Here is a 22724-nt window from a genome sequence, read left to right on the forward strand (position 1 = left end):
TGAACCGAACCGAACCGACGAAGGGGGAGCCGGTCATGGCCAAGAACAAGGCCGTCAAAGGGGTCAAAGGGGTAGGGCGGTTCACCAGCGAGCGGGCCAGGGAAACGTTCCTGGCCGCGTACGACGACGCCATGGGGCTGTGGCCCTGCCCCAGGCAGGAACTGCGCGTCGAGACGACCCACGCGACCACCCACGTCCACCGCTGCGGCCCGGACGACGGCGAGCCGATCGTGCTGCTGCACGGTGCCGGCGGCAGTTCGACGATGTGGTTCCCCAATGTCGCCGCCCTCAGCGCGGACCACCCCGTCTATGCGATCGACACCCCCGGTGACCCGGGACGCAGCGTCCAGCGCGGTCCCATTTTCGAACCGGAAGCAAGCGCCCTGTGGCTGGACGAAGTCCTCGACGGACTCGGGCTCGCCAAGGTCCATCTGGTCGGATCCTCTTACGGCGGCTGGCTCGCGCTGAACCAGACGCTCCGTTCGCCCAGCCGGATCGCCACCTCGACGCTGCTCGACCCGGGCGGCCTGGAGAAGGTCGGTGCCCGCTTCTACACCTGGATGGTGGTCAACCTCCTGGCGGGGCTCCTCCCGCGCCGCCTGTTCCCGCACCTGTCCACCAAGCTCTCCAATCCCGTTCTCGACCACCCCGAACTGAAGCGCTCCCTCATCCTCGGCGCCCGCACCTACCGGGCGGGCCGACCTGCCCCACTTCCCTTGACCGACGACGAACTCGGTGCGATCCGCACTCCCACGCTCCTCCTGATCGGCGACCGCAGCCCGCTGATCCATGCCGTGCCGACGCGCGACCGCGTCCGACGCCTGATGCCGAACACGGAAGTCGAACTCGTCACCGACACCCGACACGGCCCGTCGATCGAACGCCCCGAGTACGTCAACGAACGCATCCTGGGTTTCCTGAGGACAGCCCAGCGGGCCTGATCGATGCGGCTGAGCTGCCTCGCTGGCTCTGACCGAACACCCGCAGTCTGCCCGCCCCGCCCCGCCGTGCGTCGCCCGGCCGTGCGTCGCCCCACCCTGCGTCGCCCCGCCCCGCCTCGCGTCGCGCGGTCCGGCTGGACGGATCGCGTGGCACGCTGGGCTCATGTGCGGTCGTTACGCGTCGTCCCGTAAGCCCGAGGACCTGGTGGAGCTGTTCCAGGTCGACCGATGGAGTCCGACCGAGGCGCTCGCACCGTCGTGGAACGTGGCTCCTACCGACGACGTCTGGGCGGTGCTGGACCGGGCCGACCGGGAGACCGGCGAGCTGGGGCGGGAGCTGCGGCCGCTGCGGTGGGGGTTGGTGCCGTCGTGGGCCAAGGATCCCTCGGTCGGTGCGAGGATGATCAACGCCCGGGTGGAGACCGTCCACGAGAAGCCCGCCTTCCGCAAGGCGTTCGCGAAGCGCCGGTGCCTGCTGCCCGCCGACGGCTTCTACGAGTGGACCGCCGTACCGGCGAGTGAGGGTCGGAAGGCGTACAAGCAGCCGTGGTTCATCGCCCCGGAGGACGGGGCGCCGATGGCGATGGCGGGCCTGTACGAGTGGTGGCGCGACAAGACCCGGGACGAGGACGACCCGCTCGCGTGGTGGGCCACCTGCACGATCATCACGACCGATGCCACCGACGCCGCCGGTCGGGTCCACCCCCGCATGCCCCTGGCCGTCGCGCCTGCCAGCTTCGAGGCCTGGCTCGACCCCGCCCACCAGGACCCCGACGAGCTCCGCGCCCTGCTGACCGAACCCGCCGCCGGACACCTCGGCGCCCGCGAGGTCTCACTGGCCGTGAACAACGTCCGCAACGACGGACCCCACCTGCTCGACCCGCCCGATCAGTCGGCGCGCGGCGAGGAGTCGACAAGTCCGTCGACTTAGAAGCGAGGCGGGTTGCGACGGTGGTGGCTCACCCGGCCGTGATCGGGCCGAGGTAGGTGCCGCCGGAGGCGTCGATGATCTGGCCGGTGACCCAGCGGCCCTGAGGACCCGCCAGGAAGCCCACCACATCTGCGATGTCCTCCGGCTCGCCGATCCGTCCCAGCGCCGTGATCGACTCAAGTCCGGCCATCGCCTCGGGGACACCGGTCCACCCGGCGGTCATGTCGGTCGACACCACCCCGGGTTCGACGGTGTTCACGGTGATCCCGCGCCCACCCAGCTCGTTGGCGAGCGACGGGCTGAGAGCAGCCAGCGCCGCTTTCGTGACGGTGTAGCCGATCTGGAGGGGATTCGCGATCCGGGTCGCCGCCGAGCCCACGTTGATGATCCGTCCGCCATCCCGCAGCGTCGGCAGCGCCCGCTGAACCACGAAGATCGGTGTGCTCAGGTTGACCGCCAGCAGCCGCTCGAACTCGATCTCCGTGAGCTGCCCGATCGTACTGACCGAGTGGATGCCCGCATTGTTGACAAGGATGTCCAGGCCGTCCGCGTCATGGTCCGCCAGCCCAGCAGCCAGCCCCTCGAACACCCGGTCCACCGCACCGCTCTCGCCGAACCGGGCCTGCACCGCGAACGCCCGCCCGCCGGCCTTGCCGATCAGCGCTACGGTCTCTGCGGCAGCCGCGTCGTTGCTGCCGTAGTGGACCGCGACCAGAGCCCCCTGGGCGGCGAGCCGCAAGGCGACCGCGCGTCCGATCCCGCGCGATCCACCCGTTACCAGTGCCGTCTTGCCGTCCAGTTCCCCCACGAGCGACTCTCCCCTCCGTGGCGCCCTGGTCGAAGCCAGGACCGATCCCGAGTGAATCCGAAGTTCCGCGCCGCCGAAGCGACGAAGGTGTTCCGGATCAGTGTGTGACGACCGATCAGAACACCCTTTTGCTGCACTGTACGTGAAGATCGAGCACCAGATCGGGCGAACGCGTCGGCTTGGTCGGCCCTCTCTGCTCAGTGACCGCGCGGCCCGTGCCGGGGCGTTGGGGATGACGGTCCGTGGCCCGCCTGCCGAACCTTCGGTGGGTCGCGTCAGCCCAGTGCGCGGTCGAGGTTGAAGGCGGCGCTGATCAGCGAGAGATGCGTGAACGCCTGGGGGAAGTTGCCGAGTTGCTCGCCGGTCGGGCCGATCTCCTCGGCGTACAGGCCGAGGTGGTTGGCGTAGGTGAGCATCTTCTCGAAGGCGAGCCGGGCCTCCTCCAGTCGGCCTGCGCGGGTCAGCGCCTCCACGTACCAGAACGAGCAGATCGAGAAGGTGCCCTCCGGGCCGTGCAGACCGTCCGGGGTGCTGGTCGGGTCGTAGCGGTAGACCAGCGAGTCGGAGACCAGGTCCGTGCTCAGGGCGTCCAGCGTGGAGAGCCACTTGGGGTCGGTGGGCGAGACGAACTTGGCCATCGGCATCATCAGCAACGAGGCGTCCAGCTCACTGCCGTCCAGCGACTGGACGAACGCCCTGCGCCCGGTCGACCAGCCGCGCTGCATGATCTGCCGGTAGATCGCGTCGCGCGACTGCCGCCAGCGGGGCAGGTCCGCCGGCAGACCGCGGCGGTTCGCCATCCGGATCGCCCGCTCCAGCGCCACCCAGCACATCAGCCGCGAGTACACGAAGTTCCTGCGGCCCGCACGGGTCTCCCAGATTCCCTCGTCGGGCTGGTCCCAGTGGTCGCAGAGCCAGTCCGCGACCGCGCCGACCTTCTCCCAGCCGTCGCTGCTGATCGGCTGCCCCCACTTGTCGTACAGGTAGATGGAGTCGATCATGGCTCCGTAGATGTCCAGCTGGAGCTGGCCGGTGGCGGCGTTTCCGACCCGGACCGGTCCGGAGCCGAGATAGCCCTCCAGGTGCGGCAGCTCGTACTCCGGCAGCTCGCTGCGTCCGTCTATCCCGTACATGATCTGCAACGGGCCGGCCGCGGAACCAACCCTCATGCGGTCGCAGAGAAATCCGATGAACGCCTCGGCCTCCGAGCTGAACCCGAGGCGCTGCAGCGCGTAGACGCAGAAGGCGGCGTCGCGGACCCACACGTACCGGTAGTCCCAGTTGCGTTCCCCGCCGAGCTGTTCGGGCAGGCTGGTGGTCGGTGCGGCGACGATTGCTCCGGTCGGCGCGTAGGTGAGGAGCTTGAGGACCAGCGCCGAGCGGTGCACCATCTCGCGCCACCGTCCCTGGTACCGCGACCGGGCCAGCCAATGGCGCCAGAACCGGACGGTCACCTCGGCCTGCTCCTGCGCCTCGGCGCGCGGACAGGACCGGGTCGGGACGTCGTCGCCGATCTGGTCGAGCGCGAACACGTGGGACTCGCCCTCGAGAAGCTTGAACCGCGACCACACGTCCACCCCGTCGCCCTCCAGGGGTGTGGTGGCGGTGAGCGCCAGCGTCAGCGACGGGGAGCGGAACACCGCGACGTGGCCGTCGAGGTGCAGGGTGTGCTTCTCGGCGCCGTAGCCGAAGCGCGGAGCGATCCGCGCCCGGAACGGAAGGGTTCCCCGGACGCAGACCACCCGCCGGATCAGGCGGTGCCGGGCCGCCTCGACCGCTCCGGCCGACTCGTCGGTCACCGGCATGAAGTCCTGGATCTCCGCCACGCCGTCGGCGGCGAAGAACCGCGTGATCAGCACGTTCGTGTCCGGGAAGTAGAACTGCCGGGTGCGCGTCGGGACGTCTGCGGCCAGCTGGAACGACCCGCCGCGCTCGGCGTCGAGGATGGAGCCGAAGACGCTGGGTGCGTCGAAGCGCGGGGAGCAGTACCAGTCGATGGTGCCGTCCGTACCCACCAGCGCGGCCGTACGGAGATCGCCGATCAGGCCGTGCTCGGCGATCGGCGTGTAGCGGCCGTCGTCCGCCTGTGCGAAACCACTCGTGTCGAACGCCATGCCGACCTCCCAGCCACGGTGGCGTGGGCCCGGAGACGAAGCCTCAGCCTTCATGGTAGGTCGCCACCCGAGGCTGTGGCCCGGCGGAGCCGTACGGACCGGACTCGGCCGGGCCACAGCCTCGTCTCCCCGGGGTCACCGGGTGAGGTGTGCGTGGTCGATGACGTCGTCGATCAGTACCACGTCGCGCCCTGCGGCGGCGAGCAGTGAGGCGCCGATGGCGGCGCGGAATCCGCTGCGGCAGTGGATCCAGTACTCCGCCTCCGGGAGGTCGGCGATCGCGTCGGGCAGCTCGGGAAGGTGCACATGGCGGGCGTCCGGGAGATGGCCCGAGTGCCACTCCCGGTCGCCGCGCACGTCCAGGACTTGGACCGGCCGGTCGGCACGCGCTGCGGCCAGCGCCGTGAAGTCGACGCGAGGGTAGAACGTCAGCCGGCGCGGGCCCGCCCAGGTGGCGGGGGAGCCGACCGCGACGGCGGCCGGGCGGTCGATCCCGATCCGTAGCAACTCCCGCCGTGCAGCGGCGAGTTGCTCCTCGTCCTCGGCCAGCAGCACCAGCGCGGTGTCGGCCGGGAGTAGCCAGCCGAGGTAGGTGGCCAGAGCGCCGCGCACGTCGAAGTTGAGCGTGCCGCGCAGATGGGTGTGGGCGAAGTCGGCGCGGGGCCGCACGTCCACCACCCACGCTCCCGACGCGATCCACTCGGCCAGCTCCGGCAGCCCGGCGCTCGGCGGCAGCGGCAGACCCGCGGTCGGCGCCGGACCGGCGGCGTTGGTCGGAGCCATGCGCGGGTAGTACGCGGGAGGGGGCTCGAGGCCGGCCAAGGCCTGGGTCACGAACTCCGGCTCCGGTTGCCGGAAGACGGCGTTGGCCGAGCGCTCCCGGCCGATGGTCGACCGGTCGACGGCGCTGGCGGGCGACGCGGCGCAGAAGCTGCCGAAGCCGTGCGTGGGCAGCACCTCGGTGTCGTCCGGGAGCATCTCGGCCAGCCGGAGCACGGACCGGTACTGGCGGTGGGCCAGCGGCTCGGCCAGCTCCGCGCCCATCAGGTCGGTGCGGCCCGTGGTCCCGTAGAGCAGCGAACCGCCCGTGCAGACCACCCGCGGCGCGCCGCCCCGAGGCGCGAAGGCGTAGGCGACATGGTGGTCGGTGTGGCCGGGTGTCGCGATCACGCGGATGTCCAGCTCGCCGAAGGCGCAGTCCTCGCCGTCGGCGACCCGGACCGCGTCGAAGCCCAGCCGTGGGCCCGCAGGCACGAGGTAGTCCGCCTCGCACTCACGGGCGAGTTCCAGGCCGCCGGTGACGTAGTCGTTGTGCAGGTGCGTCTCCAGGACCGCGCCCAGTCGCAGGCCGCGCCCGTCCAGCACGGTGGTGATGCGTTCGAGATCCCGCTCCGGGTCGACCGCCACGGCGGTGCTGCCGTCGGAGATCAGATAGCTGCGGTTGCCGAGGCTGAGCGTGGCGATCTGGACGACCTCCAACTGACCGGGCCACTGGGCGGAGAGCGGGATGTGCACCTGCTCGACCCGGCCGGGCTGCACCTCGACGGGCAGTTCCGCGCTGCCGCGCGGCGACAGCACCCGCAGCACCCACGGTCCCGGGGTGAGATGGAAGCGGAAGGCGCCGGCGGAGGAGGTGACCACCTCCCCGACGAACTCGCCGGCCGGGTCCAGCAGCCGCACCCAGGCGCCCTCCACCGGGCGGCCGTCGCTCTCCACGGTCCCGGCGATCTCGGTACCCGCGGTCGCCGCAGGCACCGCGGCTGCCTGCCGACGGCGTCCGGGGGCGACCGGCCCAGTCATCTCCAGCCCTCGTTTCCGGGCCCGTGTCCCTGGGCCCGCGCCGTTGAGCCCGCTACTTCTCGATCGGGACGCCGACCATCGAGCCCCACTCGGTCCACGAGCCGTCGTAGTTCTTGACGTCCGGGTGGTCGAGCAGTTCGTGGAAGACGAACCAGGTGTGCGCGCTGCGTTCGCCGATCCGGCAGTAGGCGATCGTCTCGCGGTCGAAGTCCACCCCGGCCTTCTGGTACAGCGCCCGCAGATCCTCGTCCGACCGGAAGGTGCCGTCGTCGTTGGCCGCCCTTGACCAAGGGACGTTGCGGGCGGTGGGGATGTGCCCGCCGCGCTGGGCCTGCTCCTGCGGCAGGTGGGCCGGGGCGAGCAGCTCGCCGGAGAACTCCTGCGGCGACCGGACGTCGATCAGGTTCTTGCGGCCGATCGCACCCTGCACCTCCTGCCGCAAGGCCCGGATGGAGCTGTCCGCCTCGCTCGCGGCGTAACCGGTCCGCGGCCGGTTCGGCACCTCGTCGCTCAGGGGGCGCGACTGGAGTTCCCAGAGCTTGCGACCGCCGTCGAGCAGGCGGACCTGCTCGTGGCCGTAGACCTTGAAGTACCAGTAGGCGTAGGCGGCGAACCAGTTGTTGTTGCCCCCGTAGAGCACCACGGTGTGCTCGGGGGTGATGCCGCGGTCCGCCAGCAGTTGCTCGAAGTGCTCGCGGTCGACGAAGTCACGTCGCACGGGATCCTGGAGGTCGCCCTTCCAGTCGAGCTTCACCGCGCCGGGGATGTGGCCTTTGTCGTACGCGGTGACGTCCTCGTCCACCTCCGCGACCACGACCTGCGGATCGTCCAGGTGTCGCAGCACCCACTCGACGTCCACCAGAGACTGCGTCCTGCTCACCGTCGGCTCCCTTCCGCCGACCGGACAGCTCCGTTGGGCCTGACCAGGCCTGCGGCGCCCGCGCTGTCCTGCGGACGGTGGCCCTTCCAGCAGACCCCCGTCAACCGCTCGCGTCAAACGCCGACATCCTGATGCTGCATCGTCAGCGGGTGAACGTTCCCAGGCCGGTGGTGTCGAGGTTCTCGACGGTGACGGAGTCGACGGCGCCGTTGGCGCCGGTGTGGAAGGTGACGCCGGACAGGCCGACGGCGTTCTCGCCGCGGGTGCGGTAGCTGAACGTGTCTCCGGTGTGGTGCGTCAGTGGGAAGGTCTCCTTGTTCGGACCGAGCACCAGGTCCAGCTGCCCGTTTCCGGCGACGGTGAAGGTGGCGGCCCCGTAGTAGTCGTTCTTGTAACTACCGGTGTAGGCGCTGCTCGCCTTGGGGGGCTGGGGGGACGCGGGTGGCTTGGCGTAGTCGGTCGGGGAGTGGCCCTCGTTGTTCAGTGCCTGGAAGAGCCCGAGGTAGAAGCTGAGCCAGTCGACGGTCTGACCGCCGTTCTGGGCGATGTCGAAGAAGGCGGCGGCGATCGCCTCGGGAACTCCGATCGGCTGTCCGTTGGTGAGCACGACGATGCCCAGTTGCTCGGTGGGCAGCAGGGTGACGGTGGTGGCCGCGCCCAGATCGAAGGCCCCGGAGTGGTTGAGCCGGAGCCGGCCGAGCTGGTCGTAGTTGACGTTCCAGCCCAGACCGTAGAAGCCGGGTTCACCGCCGGGGGCCCGCGGCTGACTGGCGATGTTGTGGGGGATCCGGGTCTGGTCCAGGGCGGCGGGGTCGACGATCTGCTTGCCGTTGTAGGAGCCGTTGTCCAGCTGCAGGCGCATCCATGTGTCCAGGTCGTCGACGGTCGAGCTGGCCCCGCCGGCCGGGGCCTGGGAGTCGGCGTTCTCGGTGGTGGACGGCTGCCAGTGCCCGTCGACCTGGACATGGGCGGCCGCCTTGTCGGCGGCCTGGTCGTAGTCCGAGCGCCGGTAGCTGGTGTGGTTCATGCCGAGGGGCTGGAACAGGTTGGTGGCGGCCAGGTCGGGCCAGGTGGTCTTCGCCGCGTCCGCGACGGCATTGCCCGCCTCGGTCAGGCCGTAGTTGGTGTAGGCGTAACTGGCGCGGAACGGGGACAGCGGCTCCATGCGCAGGTGCGAGATGATGTAGTCCCCGTTGTACCCCAGGTCCTCGAGGAGATCGCCCGGGTGGTCGGGCAGTCCGCTGCGGTGCGAGAACAGATCGGCGATCGTCACATGGGCGGTCACATAGGGATCCTTGAGCACGAAGCCGGGATCGTGGGCCACTACGGGGTCGTCCCAGCCGACGACCTTCCGCCCGACCGCCTGCGCCACCACGGTGGACGCCAGTGGTTTGGACATCGAGGCCAGTTGGAACACCGTGCCCGGATCGACCCGGTCAGTCTTGCCCACCTCGCGGACGCCGAAGCCCTTCGCGTACACGGTCTTGTCCTGGTAGACGACTCCGACGGCGACACCCGGCACTCCGGTGTGCTGCATCGCGTCCTGGACCACACCGTCCAGTTGCCCCAGCGCACCGGAGACCTGAGCCTGCGACAGCTGCGGCGGCTGTTGGGAGGGCGGCGCGGGGGCGGGGGAGGTCGTGCCCTGCTGAGGTGCCGCGACGTCGCGCGATCCGTAGAGAACGCCGGGGACGGCCAGTGCCGTGACGGCGCCGGCGGAGACAAGAAGTCGTGAGAGTCGCATCCCCGAGCTCCGGATCAGGGGCGCGTACCGTCGGCCCGCATGGATCGACGGTGCATTCCCTCGTCGTCCGCCGCCACCGCAGCCGAGCAGGCCATCACGCCATGTGATCGATGGGCGACGGGCGATGGCGCGCGCCGGGCCGTCGACCCGGTGGTGTTGCGGGCGGCGGGCGCATGCCCCCATATGGGTGGTGGGCTCGGGGCGGCGTCAGGGGCCGCCGTCAGCGTGTCCGCCGACCAGGACCACGGGAGGTGCGGATGTCCCGGCGCGTGCCGCAGCAGCAGCCGGGGTCGCGGCTGACGGGATGGTTGCGCGCGCACGACCCTGGGCTCGTGGCGACCCGGCGGGCCGGGCGGACCGCGGTCGTGATGCCGGGGCTGTTCGCGCTCTGTACCCAGGTGCTGCACTCGCCGACGATGGCGAGCTTCGCCGCCTTCGGGTCCTTCTCGATGCTGCTGCTGGTCGACTTCTCCGGCCCGATGGTGGAGCGGCTGCGCGCGCAGGCGGGACTGGCCGTGGCCTGGGTGGTCCTCATCTGCCTCGGCACGCTGGTCGCGCACCGGATCTGGCTCGCCGTCCTCACCACCGTCGTGGTCGCCTTCGCGGTGCTCTTCTCCGGTGTGGTCAGCTCGGTGCTGGCCGGGAGCGCGACGGCCCTGCTGCTGGGGTTCGTGCTGCCGGTGGCGACACCCGTACCGCTGTCCCAACTGCCGGACCGGCTCGCGGGCGCGGGGCTGGCGGCAGCGGCGGCGCTGCCGGCGGTCGCCCTGCTGTGGCCGCGTCCCGTGGTCGATCCGCTCAGCGGGCCCGCCGCCCGCGTCTGCCGGGCCGCTGCCGAACGGCTGCGCACCGACGCCGCCCGCCTGGGCACGCCCGCGTCCCGGCCGGGCGCCGACCGGTGCCACGCCGTGGCCGACCGCGCCGCCCGGGCCAGCGCCGACCTGCGCAGGGCCTTCGACGCGACCCCCTACCGACCCACCGGACTGTCCACCAGCTCGCGCACACTGGTCCGCCTGGTCGACGAGCTCACCTGGCTCAGCACGGTCCTCGCGGACCGCCCCGCCTACACCGACGAGTCCCCGGCCTGTGATCCGGCCGCGCTGAGCGTGCGCCTGGCCGCCGCCGAGGTCCTCGACAGTGCCGCCGACCTGCTCACCGACCCACGTGGCGACGTCGGCCGGCTCCGCGACGGGATGAAGGAGCTGCGGGTCGTCATGGGTGCGATGGAGGACAGCTCCACGGTCCGGCTGCCCGTCGAGCGCCCGGTCGGCGAGGGCGCCGCGGAGGTCTACCGATTCATCGCCACGCTCGACTTCTCCTTCCGCGCCCACGAGCTCGGTTATGCCGTGCTGCAGATCGCGGGCAACGTCGACCTGGCCGCCACCGCCTGGCAGCGCGGCTGGCCCGACCGGCTGCTGGGCCGCGAGCCGCACGCGCTGACCGCTCCGCTGGCCGCGGCCCGCGAGCGGGCGTCCGCACATCTCGGGTGGGGCTCGGTCTGGCTGCACAACAGCATGCGCGGCGCGGCGGGGCTCGGCATCGCGGTCCTGCTGGCCGACCTGACCAGCGTTCAGCACTCGTTCTGGGTGCTGCTCGGCACCCTGTCCGTGCTGCGCTCCAACGCTCTGAACACCGGCCAGAACGCGATGCGCGCGGTACTCGGCACGGTGATCGGCTCGATCGTCGGCGCGGGGCTGCTGCAGCTGATCGGGCATCACGGCACGGTGCTGTGGTTCCTGTTGCCGGTGGCCATCCTGGTCGCGGGCATCGCGCCCGCCGCGATCTCGTTCGTCGCCGGGCAGGCGGCGTTCACCGTCACCCTGGTGATCCTGTTCAACATCGGCCAGAACCCCGACTGGCACATCGTCCTGCTCCGCGTCCAGGACATCGCCCTGGGCTGCGCGGTCAGCATCGTCGTCGCCCTGTTCTTCTGGCCGCGCGGCGCCGCGGCCGCCGTGGACCGGGCGCTCGCGCAGGCCTACCGCGACAGCGCCCGCTACCTCTCCGGAGCCGTCGCCTACGCGCTGGGCCACTACGAGACCTCACCCGCCACGCCCGCACCCGGAGAGCCGACGCAGCAGAGCCGTGACGCGGCGGCCTCCGCGCGACGTCTGGACGACGCCTTCCGCAGCTACCTGGCCGAGCGAGGAGCCAAGCCGCTGTCGCTGGCCGACATGACCACCCTCGTCACCGGCGTCGTCGGGCTACGGCTGGCCGCGGACGCGGTCGTCTCGCTCTGGCGGGACTGCCGTCGGGTCCGCACCAAGGCCCATCAGACCGGGGCCGACCAGACCGAGGCCCACCGGGCGATCCTCGGCACGGCCACCCGCGTCACCGGCTGGTACGACGGTCTCGCGGCCAGCCTGGACGGGTTCACACCGGTGCCTGCTGCGGTCCCGCTGGGTCCCGAGTCCGCCGCCCGGCTCGTCGAGTCCGTCCGCACCGACCTGGTCGACCGTGAGGGCCAGGCCACCGCGACCGCCGTCCGGGTCATCTGGACCGGCGACCACGTCGACGTCGCCCGCCGCCTCCAGCCCGGCCTCGCCGCCGCGGCGCAGCAGAGACCGCCCGCGTGACCCGGACCGGTCCGGTCCGTGGCCGGTGCGCCGTGTGCTATCCGTCGAGGTGGTCCCGTACCACCCGCTCGGCAGCCTCGTCCTCCGCCGCCACCGGGGACACCTCGTCGAGCGTGTCCAGATCGGTGTCCTCGACCAGTTCCCGTTCCCAGGCCTCGGCCAGTTCACGCTGTCGCGCGCTGGGCTGCGTACGGACCTTCGCGCGGCTGGCCGGGCTGAGAGCGGCGAGGAAGCGGGTGAGTTCGTCGTCGGGCATCGGGATCCTTCCGGGAGCGTGGCAGGGGTCCACCGACAGGTGTTCCAGGCCGAGGGACGCGGCATCCCGGATGGCGCGGGGGTCACCCGAACAGCTCTCGGCAGGCCCCGCTCCGGGGGGACCGGGCCGCGGAGCCGATCGGACCGGTCGGCTCCGCCACAGGGCGCAGGAACATGGCGTGCCACCGCGGGAGGCTGGAGGCTCCCGCGGTGGCACCCGTCCTACTGGCCTCTCTCGTTGTCCTCAGGTCAGTTGTTGAAGATCTGGAACTCGGAGAGCTGACCGGCGGACCAGCCGGTGTTGGCGGTGATGTCGACCCGCCAGTACCGCTCGGTGGTCGCCGGGAAGGTGATGGTCACCGTGTTGCTGTTGACGTTCGGGTCGAAGGTGTAGGTGGCCGAGGCGACGACGGTGGTGAAGTTGGTGCCGTCGCTGCTGCCCAGCAGCGACAGCGTCTGGTTGCGCGCGGCCCACGCCGTGCTGTTCGGCAGCTCCAGGACGACGCGGCTGACGCTCTGCGCCGAGCCGAGGTCGGCCTGTACCCACTGCGGGAAGCTGCCGTTGGCGCTTTCCCAGTAGGTGGCCTGGTTGCCGTCGGTGACGTTGGACGAGACGTAGTTCTGCGTGTTGCTCGACTCGCTCGTCGCCGTGTTGAGCGCGAGGTTGGTCGGGGCGGTGCTGGTGCCCGTCCCGGTCAGGGCGATCGTCAGCGGGCTGTCGGACGCGTTGCCGGTAACGCCGACGCTGCCGGTACGGGTGCCCGCCGCGGTCGGGGTGAAGGTGACGCTGACGGTGCAGGAGGCGTTCGCGGCGAGGGAACTGCCGCAGGTGTTCTTCTGCGCGAAGTCCCCGCTGGTGGTGACCGAGGAGATCGACGCGGCGGCCGAACCGGTGTTGGTGACGGTGACCGACTGCGCCGCGCTGGTCGAGTTGACGGCCTGTCCGGCGAAGCTCAGCGAGGTCGGGGCCGCCGAGAGCGTTGCGGTCGAGGAGCCGCCGCCCGCGCTCGGGTAGACCGCGAAGTCGGAGAGCTGTCCCGCCGCCCAGCCGGTGTTCGCGGTGATGTCGACCCGCACGTACCGGGCGGTGGTCGCCGAGAACGGGATGGTGACGGTGTTGTTGTCGGCGTTCGGGTCGAAGTTGTAGCCCGCCGAGCCGACGATGGTGGAGAAGTTGGTGCCGTCGGTCGAGCCGAGCACGGAAAGCGTCTCGGTGCGCGCGCCCCAGGCCGTGGAGGGCGGCAGCCGCAGCACGATCTTGCCGACGCTCCAGTTCTGGCCGAGGTCGACCTGCGCCCACTGCGGGAAGGAGCCGTTGGCGCTCTCCCAGTAGGTGTTCGGGTCGGCGTCGGTCAGGTTGGCCGGGACGTAGGAGCCGTTGCTGGAGCTGGCCGACGCCGGCTGCCCGGCGGCGATGTCGGTGGTGCTGTCGGCGGCCGTCCCACTGAGGGCCACGGTCGTGGGGGAGTTGTTGGCGTTGCTCGTCACGGTCAAGGTGCCGGTGCGGGTGCCCGCCGCGGTCGGCGCGAAGCCGACGTTCACCGTGCAGGAGGCGCCGACGGCGATGGTGCCGCAGTTGTTTGTCTGCGTGAAGTCACCGCTGACCGACACCCCGGACACCGAGGCCGAGGTCGTCCCGGAGTTGGTGATCGTCACCGCCTTCGCCGAGGCGGTGGCGCCGACGGCGGTATCGCCGAAGGTCAGTCCGGCCGGGCTCGCCCCGAGCACCGGCCCGGGGGCGGTTCCGGTACCGGACAGCGCGACCGTGTTGGTGACCCCTCCCGCGTCGACGGTGAGACTGCCGGTGCGGCTTCCGGTCGCCGTCGGCGAGAAGGTGACGCTGACGGTGCAGGAGCCGTCCGCCGCGATGGAGCCGCCGCAGGTGTTGGTCTGGGCGAAGTCGCCCGTGGCCGCGATCGACGACACCGACGCGGCGCCGGAGGTCGGGTTGGTCACCGTCACCGTCTGCGCGGTGCTGGTGCTCCCGGTCGCCTGGGAGCCGAAGCCGAGCGCGCTTGGGGAGGCGGTGACGCCGGTCGGGGGATAGGGCGGGTAGACCGGGGTCGGCCAGCCGTTGCACTGGGTCGGGCTGATCCCGGAGCTGCCGCCGTTGTCGGTGATCGCGAAGGCCGTGCCCTCGCAGTTGTAGCTCGGCGCGTTGCCCGCGTTGGTCTGCGCGACCCCGGTGGCGGTGACGTTCTGGAAGGTGGCCGCGCCGCCGGTCTGCTCCTGCAGCGCGAAGGTGCCGGTCCCGTTGATGGTCACGGTGTTGAGGTTGACGCCGCTGATCGTGCCCTCGACCCACTGCACGGCCTCGAACGGGCTCTGCTCGATCAGGTCGTTGGTCACGTTGACCGGGCCGGTGATAGCGCCCTGGCTGCCGTCGAACCAGAGCGCGCCGACGCCGAACTGCCAGTTCGGGTCGAGGTCGCCGTCACGGATCAGCGTGTTGTTCGAAATGGTCGTGGTGCCGACCGGGGTGGAGGTGAACCGCTGGCCGACCTGGATGCCGCCGCCCTGGGTGACCCCGGTGTCCTCGACCAGGTTGCCGGTGACGGTGTTGTCGTGGCCGCCGTAGATGGCGATGCCGTTGGCCAGCATCTGCAGCTGGACCGTGTTGTTCGAGATGGTGTCGTTGGCGTCCGCGCCGATGCCGGAGTCGGCCCAGGTGGCGATGCCGTCGTCACCGGTGTTGCGGATGTCGCTGTTGGTCACCTTGGAGTTGGTGACCCCGCCGTGGAAGTTGATGCCGTCGGCGGTGGTGTCGCGAATCCGCATGCCACTGAAGGTCAGCGAGTCCATCGGGCCGTCCATCCAGGCGCCGACCTTCATGTGCTCGATCCACAGGTTTGACACCGTCGAGTTCGACATCGCGCCGCCGATGCCGTTGACCTGGCAACTGTCGCAGCGTTCCTGGACGTTGCCGAGGATGGCGAAGTTCTGCAGGTGCACGCCGGTGCTCGGGTTCGGCGCCGAGTTGCCGTAGAAGCCGGGCGCCGTGCCGGTGACCGTCGAGTACCACATGCCGGCGCCCGCGACGGTGACGTTGTTGACGCTGATGTGGCCCGGGATGTCGTAGGTCCCCGGCGGGATCCACACCGCGCCGCCGGCTCCGGCCGCGGTGATGGCGGCGTTGAAGGCGCTTGTGGAGTCGGTCGCGCCGGTCGGGTCAGCGCCCTCGCTGGTGACCGAGACCGAGCCCGCGGGCTGGGTCAGGGCCGGGCCGACGTTCTCGAAGTCGGCGAAGTCGAGGCTGTAGGAGGAGGCCGTGTCCTCGGAGTCCACCTGGAGCGTGAAGGTGGTGCCCTGCGGATAGGTGGTGTTGAAGAGCCGGTGCACCTCGTCGAAGAAGTGGTGCGGGTTCCCGCTGCTCGGCGTGTTGGTGAACGGGTAGCTGCCGTAGTACCAGCTGTAGGCGTTCGTGAGCGTGAAGTCGCTCTGCTTGACGCCGTTGACGTAGAGCGAGAGCGGCGCGGTGTAGACCGAGCCGTCCGAGCTGTCCGGGATCGAGTAGCGGAAGTCGATCGAGTTGGTGGCCACCGGCGTGGTGAAACTGACGTACTGTCCGCTGCCGTTGCCGGCCAGCGTCACCGCCTTGCGGCCCGAGGCCTCGTCGGCGAGCTGCCCCTGGGTGTAGCTGGGGCCGATGACCGTGCCGTTGGTGGGCGAGCTCTCCGCCTGCACCTCCGCGTAGGGCAGACTCGCGCCGCTCCCGCCGGTCGCGACCGGCGTGGCGGCGAACGCGTGCGGCGTTGTCATCGGCGCAAGAGCGAAGGCGCCCGTCAGGAGCGCCGTACTGGCGACCCCTGCCGCAGCGCGTCTCAGCGTGCGTATCAGCTTGGACAAAAGGTGCTCCTTGGAACCGGAAGGGGTGGTCGTCCGGCACGTCCTGGGTGGGAACGTGCCAGGCGCGGAGCGGCCGGAGCGATGCCGTGCAACGGACACCAGGCAGTACGGGCATGACGCAGAAACGGGCATGACGCCGTACGGGGTGATGCGGAAACGGGCATGACAAGGTCCGGCAGGGGGAGCAGGTGGGACGGTTGCGCGGCTGGAACCGTAATCCCCACGACACCTCTGCGCAATATCTCTCGCTGTAATTGCCAGTTTTTTGCGGCGATATGAAAAGCCATGAGGTAGGCGGTGGGGCCGGAACCACTGCGGCGCTCGCGACGTGTTCCCTGGTCGAGCCCTGTGGCTGGGGTCCCGTGCGCCACGCTTGAGCCGGTGTCGGGCATGAATTGACGGCCGCATCGTTTGCTGCAAGCAGTGCCGGAATCTTGCTCTATCCGCGCAAGCCGTTTACGTGGGCACGTGAGTGGCATCCGGGCCCGGTCGAGTGCAAGGGCCGCCCGCCCGGGAGGCTCGGACCGCGCGCGGACTGTGCGCGGACTGTGTGGGTATGCCTGGGCCGAGAGAAGTGAGGTGGCCGCGTGGTCGGGTGGATTGTGCTGGGGCTGGTGCTGGCGCCGGTTGTGCTGTTCTTCGCGCTGATGATCGCCCTGGCGCTCCGCCGCCCGGAACCGCGCCCGGCGCCCCCGCCGACGTACCGTCCGACCGCATCGGCCGCTCCGCCGGCACCGGCACCTACGCCCACGGGCACGGGCACGCCGGATTCGTCCCCCGAGTTCACCGCCTGGCTCGCGGCGTACCGACGCGCGCACCCCAACTCCACCCATGCGATGGAGATTGCCGCCGTGCGCGAGTGGCGCGAGGACAGGACGACGTACCGCGGCATGTCGCCGGGAATGGCGGCCGCGCGCAAGGCGGCGAAGGAGCAGCGCCGCGGGACCGGCTGGGACGGCGACTGGGCCCGGTGAGGGTGCCCGGCCCGTGCGGTCGGAGCCGTCACTTACGCGTGCGGTGTGAGCTCGGACATCTGGAACCTCCACTGGTTGGGTCTCACACCGTTCCTCTTCAGTGTGCAGGAGTGGGTCTTGGACCCATTGCTGTTCACTGCGCGCGTCCCGAACGGTTTTGGGTGCGCTGGTCGCCCGCGCTCGCAACCCCCGGGGCTGGCGCAGGTGTGGCGGCTACAACGGGGTGGAGGCCAGGATGTCGATGCGGTCGATGTGCGGCGGGGTGGCGAGCAGGGAGGGCGCGGCGTCGCCCAAGGCTGCGGCGATGGGGCCGCTCAGGTGGTCGTCGCGGCCCTGCTCGTCGGCGAAGGTGTCGAAGATGCCGAAGGCCGCGGGTCCGAGTCTGAAGGCGAACCAGGTCACGGTGCCGCTCTCCTGGCGTGCCAGGTCCACGGCGTCGGTGAGCAACTGCTCGACTTTGTCGGCGTGTTCGGGGCGTGCGTCGATGCGGGCCAGCAGGCCCAGCCGTGAGGTCATACATGCGCTCCATCGGCGTCGGCAGCTGCCCGGCGGTATCGGGCCCGGGCTGCTTGCCGACGGTACGCCGCGCGGCAGGCTTGGACGGTGCGCCGCGCTCTGCGGCGGGGCTGGTCCGCCGGATCGGACCAACAGCGGCCCGCCAACGAGGTCGGAACGGCACCGGTGGGACTCCGGTCCCTGCCCGCGGTACCCGTTCGGGTGACTTCCGGGCCGCTCGATCCGCGCCGGATCGAGCTGGACATACGCTGGCGCGACCGGCCTGGGGGTGTGCTCAGCGAATACCGCAAGGCCGCCTGAACTGCACGGTCGGCCTGCGGACGCCCACGAGACGCGCAAGGGCACCGCTTCGTGACAGGAGCTTCAACTAGCTTGCGGCACAGTCCAGTTTGGCATCCTATTGGAAGTGACGCCGCGTCACACCCCGTATGGCCCAAGCATATGGATCTGGCACTTGCCTCCCGATTCGCCACTATGCTGCTGGGCGGCCCGAGATGGTGTCAGCGCTCTCGGTGGCCCACTGGGACGTACGCCCAGTGCGTACGGGGGATCCGCTGACTCATGCCCCGATGCCTGTGTGCCGTCTGCGGATCGCAGTGACGGGTGCATGACCATGCCGTTCCTCGATTCCCAAGGACCCCCATGGTTCGTGCTGGTTCCTCGCCCGGCGATGGACACTCCCTGACCGCCCCCTCCCCAAACCCCTGGTTCCTGTCCGCCGTTGCGGTCGCACTCGCTTCGTTGGGCTCGTCGGCCTTCGTGCCGGGAGACGGGAGGTGGGTGGTCCTCGGCTGCGGGCTCTTCTCGACCCTGGTGGTCGCGGCCCTGTCGGCCGAGGTCGCCCGGCGTCGGCGGGACCTGGCCGAACTCGGCAGAAGGCAGCTGGCGGGGGAGGAACTGTCACGCCGCCGACTGGAAGCGCAGGAGGCTCAACTCCTCTATCTGGCGGAAGGACTGCTCCCCAGGGCCGTCGAACGCATCCAGCGTGGCGACTTCATCGACGACATCCTGAAGGACTCCGCCGCTCCCGAAGGTACGGTCACCCCGGAGTTCCAGGCTGCCGCGCAGGTCGCGCTGCGGACGGTGCTGGAGGCCGTCGACGCCGAGGAGGCGCTGCGCGAGTCCGCGCAGCGAGCCTTCGTCAACATCGCCCGGCGCGTCCAGGCCGTCGTGCACAGGCAGGCCCAGGACCTGCGGGCCATGGAGGACCGGCACGGCGAGGACCCCGCCGTCTTCGACGACCTGCTGCGGCTCGACCACGGCAACGCGCTGGTCGGGCGGCTCGCCGACTCCATCGCCGTCCTTGGCGGCGCGCGGCCGGGACGGCAGTGGGGCAGGGCGGTGCCGCTCTACAGCGTTCTGCGTGGCGCGATGTCGCGGATCCTGGACTACCAACGGGTCGAGTTGCACCCCGTCTCCGAGGTGGCCGTCATCGGCCCCGCCGTCGAGCCGCTGATCCACGCGCTGGCGGAGCTGCTCGACAATGCGACCCGGTACTCGCCGCCCCACACCCGCGTCCATCTGACGGCGGCGGAGGTGCAGAGCGGCATCGCCGTGGAGATCGAGGACGGGGGGCTCAGCCTCAGCGAGGAAGGGCGCGCCCGGGCCGAGCGGATGCTGCGGGAGGCGCAGGCCGGCATCGACCTCAACGACCTCGGAGAGACGCCGCGGCTGGGGCTGGCCGTGGTCGGCCGGCTCGCGCAGGCCAACGGGTTCCAGGTGTCACTGCGCCCCTCCGCCTACGGCGGCGTGCGGGCGGTGCTGATCGTTCCCGAGGGTCAGATCACCAGCGCGCCGGGCACCGGCGTGGCGCACGGCATCGGTGCGGCCTCCGGCTCGCGCCCCGGCTGGGACGGGCCGTCGCTGCCTGAGCGCGAACGTTCTGTCGCGCCGTCACTCCGGTCCGCCGGGGCTCCGCGGCCCGAACCCGCGCCACTCGGCTCGGTGCGTACCGACGGTGTGCCCGCCCAGGCGCGGATCGCCGGTGCGGAGGCCCTCGGCCTCGGAGCCCCCGCTCCCGACTCCCTGTCGGCCCAGGCGCTACCCGCCGGGGAGTCTTCGCCGGTGCCTGCGACCGGCCTGCCACAGCGGCGGCGCCGCGCGCTCCGTGCCGACCTGACCGGCAGCCCCGCCCCGGTGACCGGTGCGGCGGGCCGAGCCCGACACGCGGCTGCGCCGGAGCAGTCGGAACAGCGGGAACAGCCGGAACAGCGGGAACAGCCGGAACAGCGGGAAGGCGTCCAGCCGGGACTGTGGCTGTCCGCCTTCCAAGGCGGCGTCAGCGATCAACCGGGGCACAGCCCGGGCGCCGGAGCCGGGCCGCGACCCGGCGCCAGCGGAGGTGACAGCGAGGACAACACAGGTGCGCGCGAACGGGGTGACCTCGGATGATTTCTCAGCGATCGAACATGGACTGGTTGCTCCGCGACCTCGCTGAGAGCGTCCCGCAGACCCGGCACGTGGTGGTGCTCTCCGCCGACGGACTGCGGATGGCCCAGTACGGCACCGACGACGACACCGCCGACCGCCTCGCGGCCGCGTGCGCCGGACTGCAGAGCCTCGCCCGGGCCGTCGCTGACGAACTCCCGCAGGGCGACGGCAGGATGCGCATGGTGGTCATCGAGATGACCGGCGGCTTCTTCTACCTGATGGCGGCCGGAGAACGGGCCTACCTCGCGGTGCTCGCGGAGGAGGGCGTCGACGCCGGCCTGATGGGTCAGCGGATGCGCGACCTGGTCGCCCGCATCGGCGAGCACCTCACGACACCGCCGCGCGTCGACGGGTCGGCTGGATGACCGACCAGCACCACGGCGGGCCGCCCGGCCCCGACCTGTGGGACGAGGAGACCCCGGAGCGGCTCTACGTGATCACCGGGGGCCGGTCGGCGTCGACGGGCCACAGGTCGATCGAACTGGTCTCACTCGTCGTCACCCAGGCCGGGCCGGACCCGATGACCCCGCCGGAGCAGGCGGCGATTCTGCGCCTGTGCACCACCCCCCTGTCCGTCGCGGAGATCTCCGCCTACCTGCACCTTCCGGTGAGCGTCATCACTGTGCTGCTGGCGGAGCTGCAGGGCCGCGGCGGCGTCCAGGTGCGTGGGCCGGTTCCGATTGCCGTCCTACCCGACCGCGAATTGCTCGAGGCAGTGATCAATGGACTACAGAGGCTCTGAGCCCGAGGGCTTCGGGCACGAGAGTGCTCAGGAAACCGGTGGGCCCCGCCGTGAGGACCTGCTGCCGCACACGGCCGCCGCCGCCGTGAAGGTCGTCGTCGTCGGCGGCTTCGGCGTCGGCAAGACCACGTTCGTCGGAGCGGTCAGCGAGATCCGGCCGTTGACCACCGAGGAGACGATGACCCAGGCCGGTGCCGGGGTCGACGACCCCAGCGGGGTGCGCACCAAGACCCGGACCACCGTGGCCATGGACTTCGGCCGCATCAGCATCGACGAACGGCTGGTGCTCTACCTGTTCGGCACGCCCGGCCAGGAGCGGTTCTGGTTCCTGTGGGGCGGCCTGTTCGAGGGGGCGTTGGGCGCGGTGGTCCTGGTCGACACCCGGCGGCTCGAAGTCAGCTTCGACGTGCTGGGGCGCCTGGAGGAACGCGGCGTGCCGTTCGTCGTCGCCGTCAACGCCTTCCCGGAGTCCCCCCGCTACGACGTCGAGGACCTGCGCGCCGCACTGGACCTGCCTCCGGCCGTCCCGATCGTCACCTGCGACGCGCGCGCCCAGGACTCCGGGCGCGACGTACTGCTCGCACTCATGCACTACCTCCACTCGCTCACGACCGCTCTGGAGCTCACGTGACTCTCTCCGCTGCCGACGGGGCCGTCCCCGACGCCCACCCGAGCGGCCCGGCGCCGACCGCGCCGCCCTCCGGGGCAGCATCCGGTGGCTGCCCGGTCGCCGGGCTGACGCCGGACGCGCTGCGCCTACTGTTCGGGCCCGAGGCCGAGACCGACCCGATGGGTCTGTACGAGAAGCTGCGCGCCGAGCACGGCCCGGTCGCGCCCGTCCTGGTCGCGGACGGGCTGCCTGCCTGGCTCGTGCTGGGGCACCGGGAGAACCTGGACGTGGCCCGTACTCCGTCCCGCTTCTCCCGCGACTCCCGTCGCTGGCACGCCTTCCAGGAGGGGCTGTTGGGCCCCGAGCACCCGCTCACCCCGATCGCGGCCTGGCAGCCCCTGTGCAACTTCGCCGACGGCGCCGAGCACAAGCGGCTGCGGTCCGCGGTCACCGACAGCCTGGCCCGGTTCGACCGGCGCGGTGTCCGGCGGCACGTCACCCGGTTCGCCGACCAGCTCATCGACGCCTTCGGCGACGGCGGCACGGCGGAGCTGGTGGGCCAGTTCGCCGAGCCGCTGCCGATGCTGGTGCTGACCCAGTTGCTGGGGATGCCCGACGAGTTCGGCCCGCGCATCGTCACCGCCGCCCGGGACATGATCCAGGGCACCGAGACGGCCGTGGCCAGCTACCAGTACGTCGCAGCCGCGCTGGAGCAGCTCGTGGACCGGAAGCGGCAGACCCCGGGCCCCGACTTCGCCTCCTGGCTGATCGCTCACCCCGCCGGGCTCGACACCGACGAACTCGTGCAGCACCTGCGGCTGGTTCTGATCGCGGCGTTCGAGACCACCGCCAACCTCATTACCAACACCCTGCGGCTGACCCTGACCGACCAGCGTTTCCGTGCCAGCCTGACCGGCGGCCAGATGACCCTGCCGGACGCGTTGGAGCAGGTGCTGTGGGACGAGCCGCCGTTCACCACCATCCTGGGCCGGTGGGCGACAGGCCCGACGGAGCTGGGCGGCCAGCAGATCGCCCAGGGCGACATGCTGCTGCTCGGCCTGGCCGCCGGGAACATGGATCCGGCGGTGCGACCCGACCCCACCACACCGGTCCACGGCAACCGCTCCCACCTGGCGTTCGGTGGCGGCCCGCACGAGTGTCCAGGTCAGGACATGGCGCGAGCCATCGCGGACACCGGCATCGACACGCTGATGTCCAGGCTGCCCGACCTTCAGCTCGCGGTCCCGGAGGCGGAGCTGCGCTGGCGTTCGTCCCTGATGTCACGTCATCTCACGGCGCTTCCGGTGGAGTTCTCCCTCCCGTCGATGGTGCGCTCGACTCGGACTCCCGAACCCGCGCCGGCCTGGGGGGTCGGCCAGGGAGACGCCGCGCCCACGGTCACGCCCGACCTGGGCGGCGGCGCCGGGCAGGTGCATCAGGCATCCGCACCGAGGCCGGGCGTGGACGCCGCGCCGACCGGGGAGAATCCGGCACGCCGGCCGGGACGGCTCCGCGCGCTGTTGATCCGGCTGCTCAGTCGATGATCACCCATGCGAT

17 protein-coding genes are annotated in these 22724 nt (G+C 71.1%); 9 read left to right on the top strand and 8 right to left on the bottom strand.

The window, feature by feature from the left end; all coding sequences use genetic code 11:
- Positions 1-35: 35 nt before the first annotated feature.
- Positions 36-941, top strand: coding sequence for an alpha/beta fold hydrolase (locus ABH928_RS06255; RefSeq protein ID WP_370062880.1), 906 nt, complete (start codon positions 36-38; stop codon positions 939-941).
- A gap of 163 nt (positions 942-1104) precedes the next feature.
- Complete coding sequence (locus ABH928_RS06260; RefSeq protein ID WP_370062882.1) at positions 1105-1872, top strand: SOS response-associated peptidase; 768 nt, start codon at positions 1105-1107, stop codon at positions 1870-1872.
- Between the two features lie 28 nt (positions 1873-1900).
- Here the strand turns inward: ABH928_RS06260 and ABH928_RS06265 are convergent, their stop codons facing one another.
- The 5 genes from ABH928_RS06265 to ABH928_RS06285 all read right to left on the bottom strand — a co-directional run bounded on the left by ABH928_RS06265 (position 1901) and on the right by ABH928_RS06285 (position 9218).
- Positions 1901-2680, bottom strand: a complete 780-nt coding sequence (locus ABH928_RS06265) for an SDR family oxidoreductase (RefSeq protein WP_370062884.1) — start codon at positions 2678-2680, stop codon at positions 1901-1903.
- 275 nt (positions 2681-2955) lie between these two features.
- Complete coding sequence (locus tag ABH928_RS06270) at positions 2956-4794, bottom strand: glycoside hydrolase family 15 protein (protein WP_370062886.1); 1839 nt, start codon at positions 4792-4794, stop codon at positions 2956-2958.
- A gap of 135 nt (positions 4795-4929) precedes the next feature.
- On the bottom strand, positions 4930-6594 hold the full coding sequence (locus ABH928_RS06275) for a DUF1416 domain-containing protein (RefSeq protein WP_370062888.1): 1665 nt from the start codon (positions 6592-6594) through the stop codon (positions 4930-4932).
- Between the two features lie 52 nt (positions 6595-6646).
- Positions 6647-7474, bottom strand: a complete 828-nt coding sequence (locus tag ABH928_RS06280; protein ID WP_370062890.1) for a sulfurtransferase — start codon at positions 7472-7474, stop codon at positions 6647-6649.
- 142 nt (positions 7475-7616) lie between these two features.
- Positions 7617-9218: a serine hydrolase gene (locus ABH928_RS06285; protein WP_370062892.1), complete on the bottom strand. Its 1602-nt coding sequence runs from the start codon at positions 9216-9218 to the stop codon at positions 7617-7619.
- 332 nt (positions 9219-9550) lie between these two features.
- On the opposite strand from ABH928_RS06285, the gene ABH928_RS06290 reads away from it, so the two are divergent.
- The gene (locus ABH928_RS06290) at positions 9551-11794 is read left to right on the top strand and encodes an FUSC family protein (protein WP_370062894.1); all 2244 of its coding nucleotides are present in this window, start codon (positions 9551-9553) and stop codon (positions 11792-11794) included.
- 37 nt (positions 11795-11831) lie between these two features.
- On the opposite strand, the gene ABH928_RS06295 is transcribed toward ABH928_RS06290, so the two are convergent.
- A complete protein-coding gene (locus ABH928_RS06295) occupies positions 11832-12050 on the bottom strand; it encodes a hypothetical protein (RefSeq protein WP_370062896.1) in 219 nt (72 codons plus the stop codon).
- Positions 12051-12298: 248 nt separating this feature from the next.
- On the bottom strand, positions 12299-15808 hold the full coding sequence (locus ABH928_RS06300) for a choice-of-anchor D domain-containing protein (protein WP_370062898.1): 3510 nt from the start codon (positions 15806-15808) through the stop codon (positions 12299-12301).
- Positions 15809-16482: 674 nt separating this feature from the next.
- Between ABH928_RS06300 and ABH928_RS06305 the strand changes: the two genes are divergently transcribed.
- On the top strand, positions 16483-16869 hold the full coding sequence (locus ABH928_RS06305) for a hypothetical protein (RefSeq protein WP_370062900.1): 387 nt from the start codon (positions 16483-16485) through the stop codon (positions 16867-16869).
- A 213-nt stretch (positions 16870-17082) separates the two neighbouring features.
- Here the strand turns inward: ABH928_RS06305 and ABH928_RS06310 are convergent, their stop codons facing one another.
- The gene (locus ABH928_RS06310) at positions 17083-17385 is read right to left on the bottom strand and encodes a putative quinol monooxygenase (protein WP_370062902.1); all 303 of its coding nucleotides are present in this window, start codon (positions 17383-17385) and stop codon (positions 17083-17085) included.
- Between the two features lie 642 nt (positions 17386-18027).
- On the opposite strand from ABH928_RS06310, the gene ABH928_RS06315 reads away from it, so the two are divergent.
- Genes ABH928_RS06315 through ABH928_RS06335 form a run of 5 tightly spaced genes read left to right on the top strand, consistent with a single transcriptional unit; the run spans position 18028 to position 22711 of the window.
- Positions 18028-19776 carry an ATP-binding protein gene (locus ABH928_RS06315; RefSeq protein WP_370062904.1) on the top strand — a complete coding sequence of 583 codons (1749 nt, stop codon included), beginning with the start codon at positions 18028-18030 and terminating at the stop codon, positions 19774-19776.
- Positions 19773-20180, top strand: coding sequence for a roadblock/LC7 domain-containing protein (locus ABH928_RS06320; protein WP_370062906.1), 408 nt, complete (start codon positions 19773-19775; stop codon positions 20178-20180). The genes ABH928_RS06315 and ABH928_RS06320 overlap by 4 nt, the downstream gene beginning before the upstream one ends.
- Positions 20177-20557 carry a DUF742 domain-containing protein gene (locus ABH928_RS06325; RefSeq protein ID WP_370062908.1) on the top strand — a complete coding sequence of 127 codons (381 nt, stop codon included), beginning with the start codon at positions 20177-20179 and terminating at the stop codon, positions 20555-20557. The genes ABH928_RS06320 and ABH928_RS06325 overlap by 4 nt, the downstream gene beginning before the upstream one ends.
- Positions 20538-21188 (top strand): ATP/GTP-binding protein, encoded by a 651-nt coding sequence (locus ABH928_RS06330; RefSeq protein WP_370062910.1) that lies wholly within the window; start codon positions 20538-20540, stop codon positions 21186-21188. The genes ABH928_RS06325 and ABH928_RS06330 overlap by 20 nt, the downstream gene beginning before the upstream one ends.
- On the top strand, positions 21185-22711 hold the full coding sequence (locus ABH928_RS06335; protein ID WP_370062912.1) for a cytochrome P450: 1527 nt from the start codon (positions 21185-21187) through the stop codon (positions 22709-22711). Before ABH928_RS06330 ends, ABH928_RS06335 begins: the two co-directional genes overlap by 4 nt.
- Positions 22712-22724: the final 13 nt, after the last annotated feature.

The organism is Streptacidiphilus sp. MAP5-3 (assembly GCF_041262505.1).
Taxonomy (GTDB): Bacteria; Actinomycetota; Actinomycetes; order Streptomycetales; family Streptomycetaceae; genus Streptacidiphilus.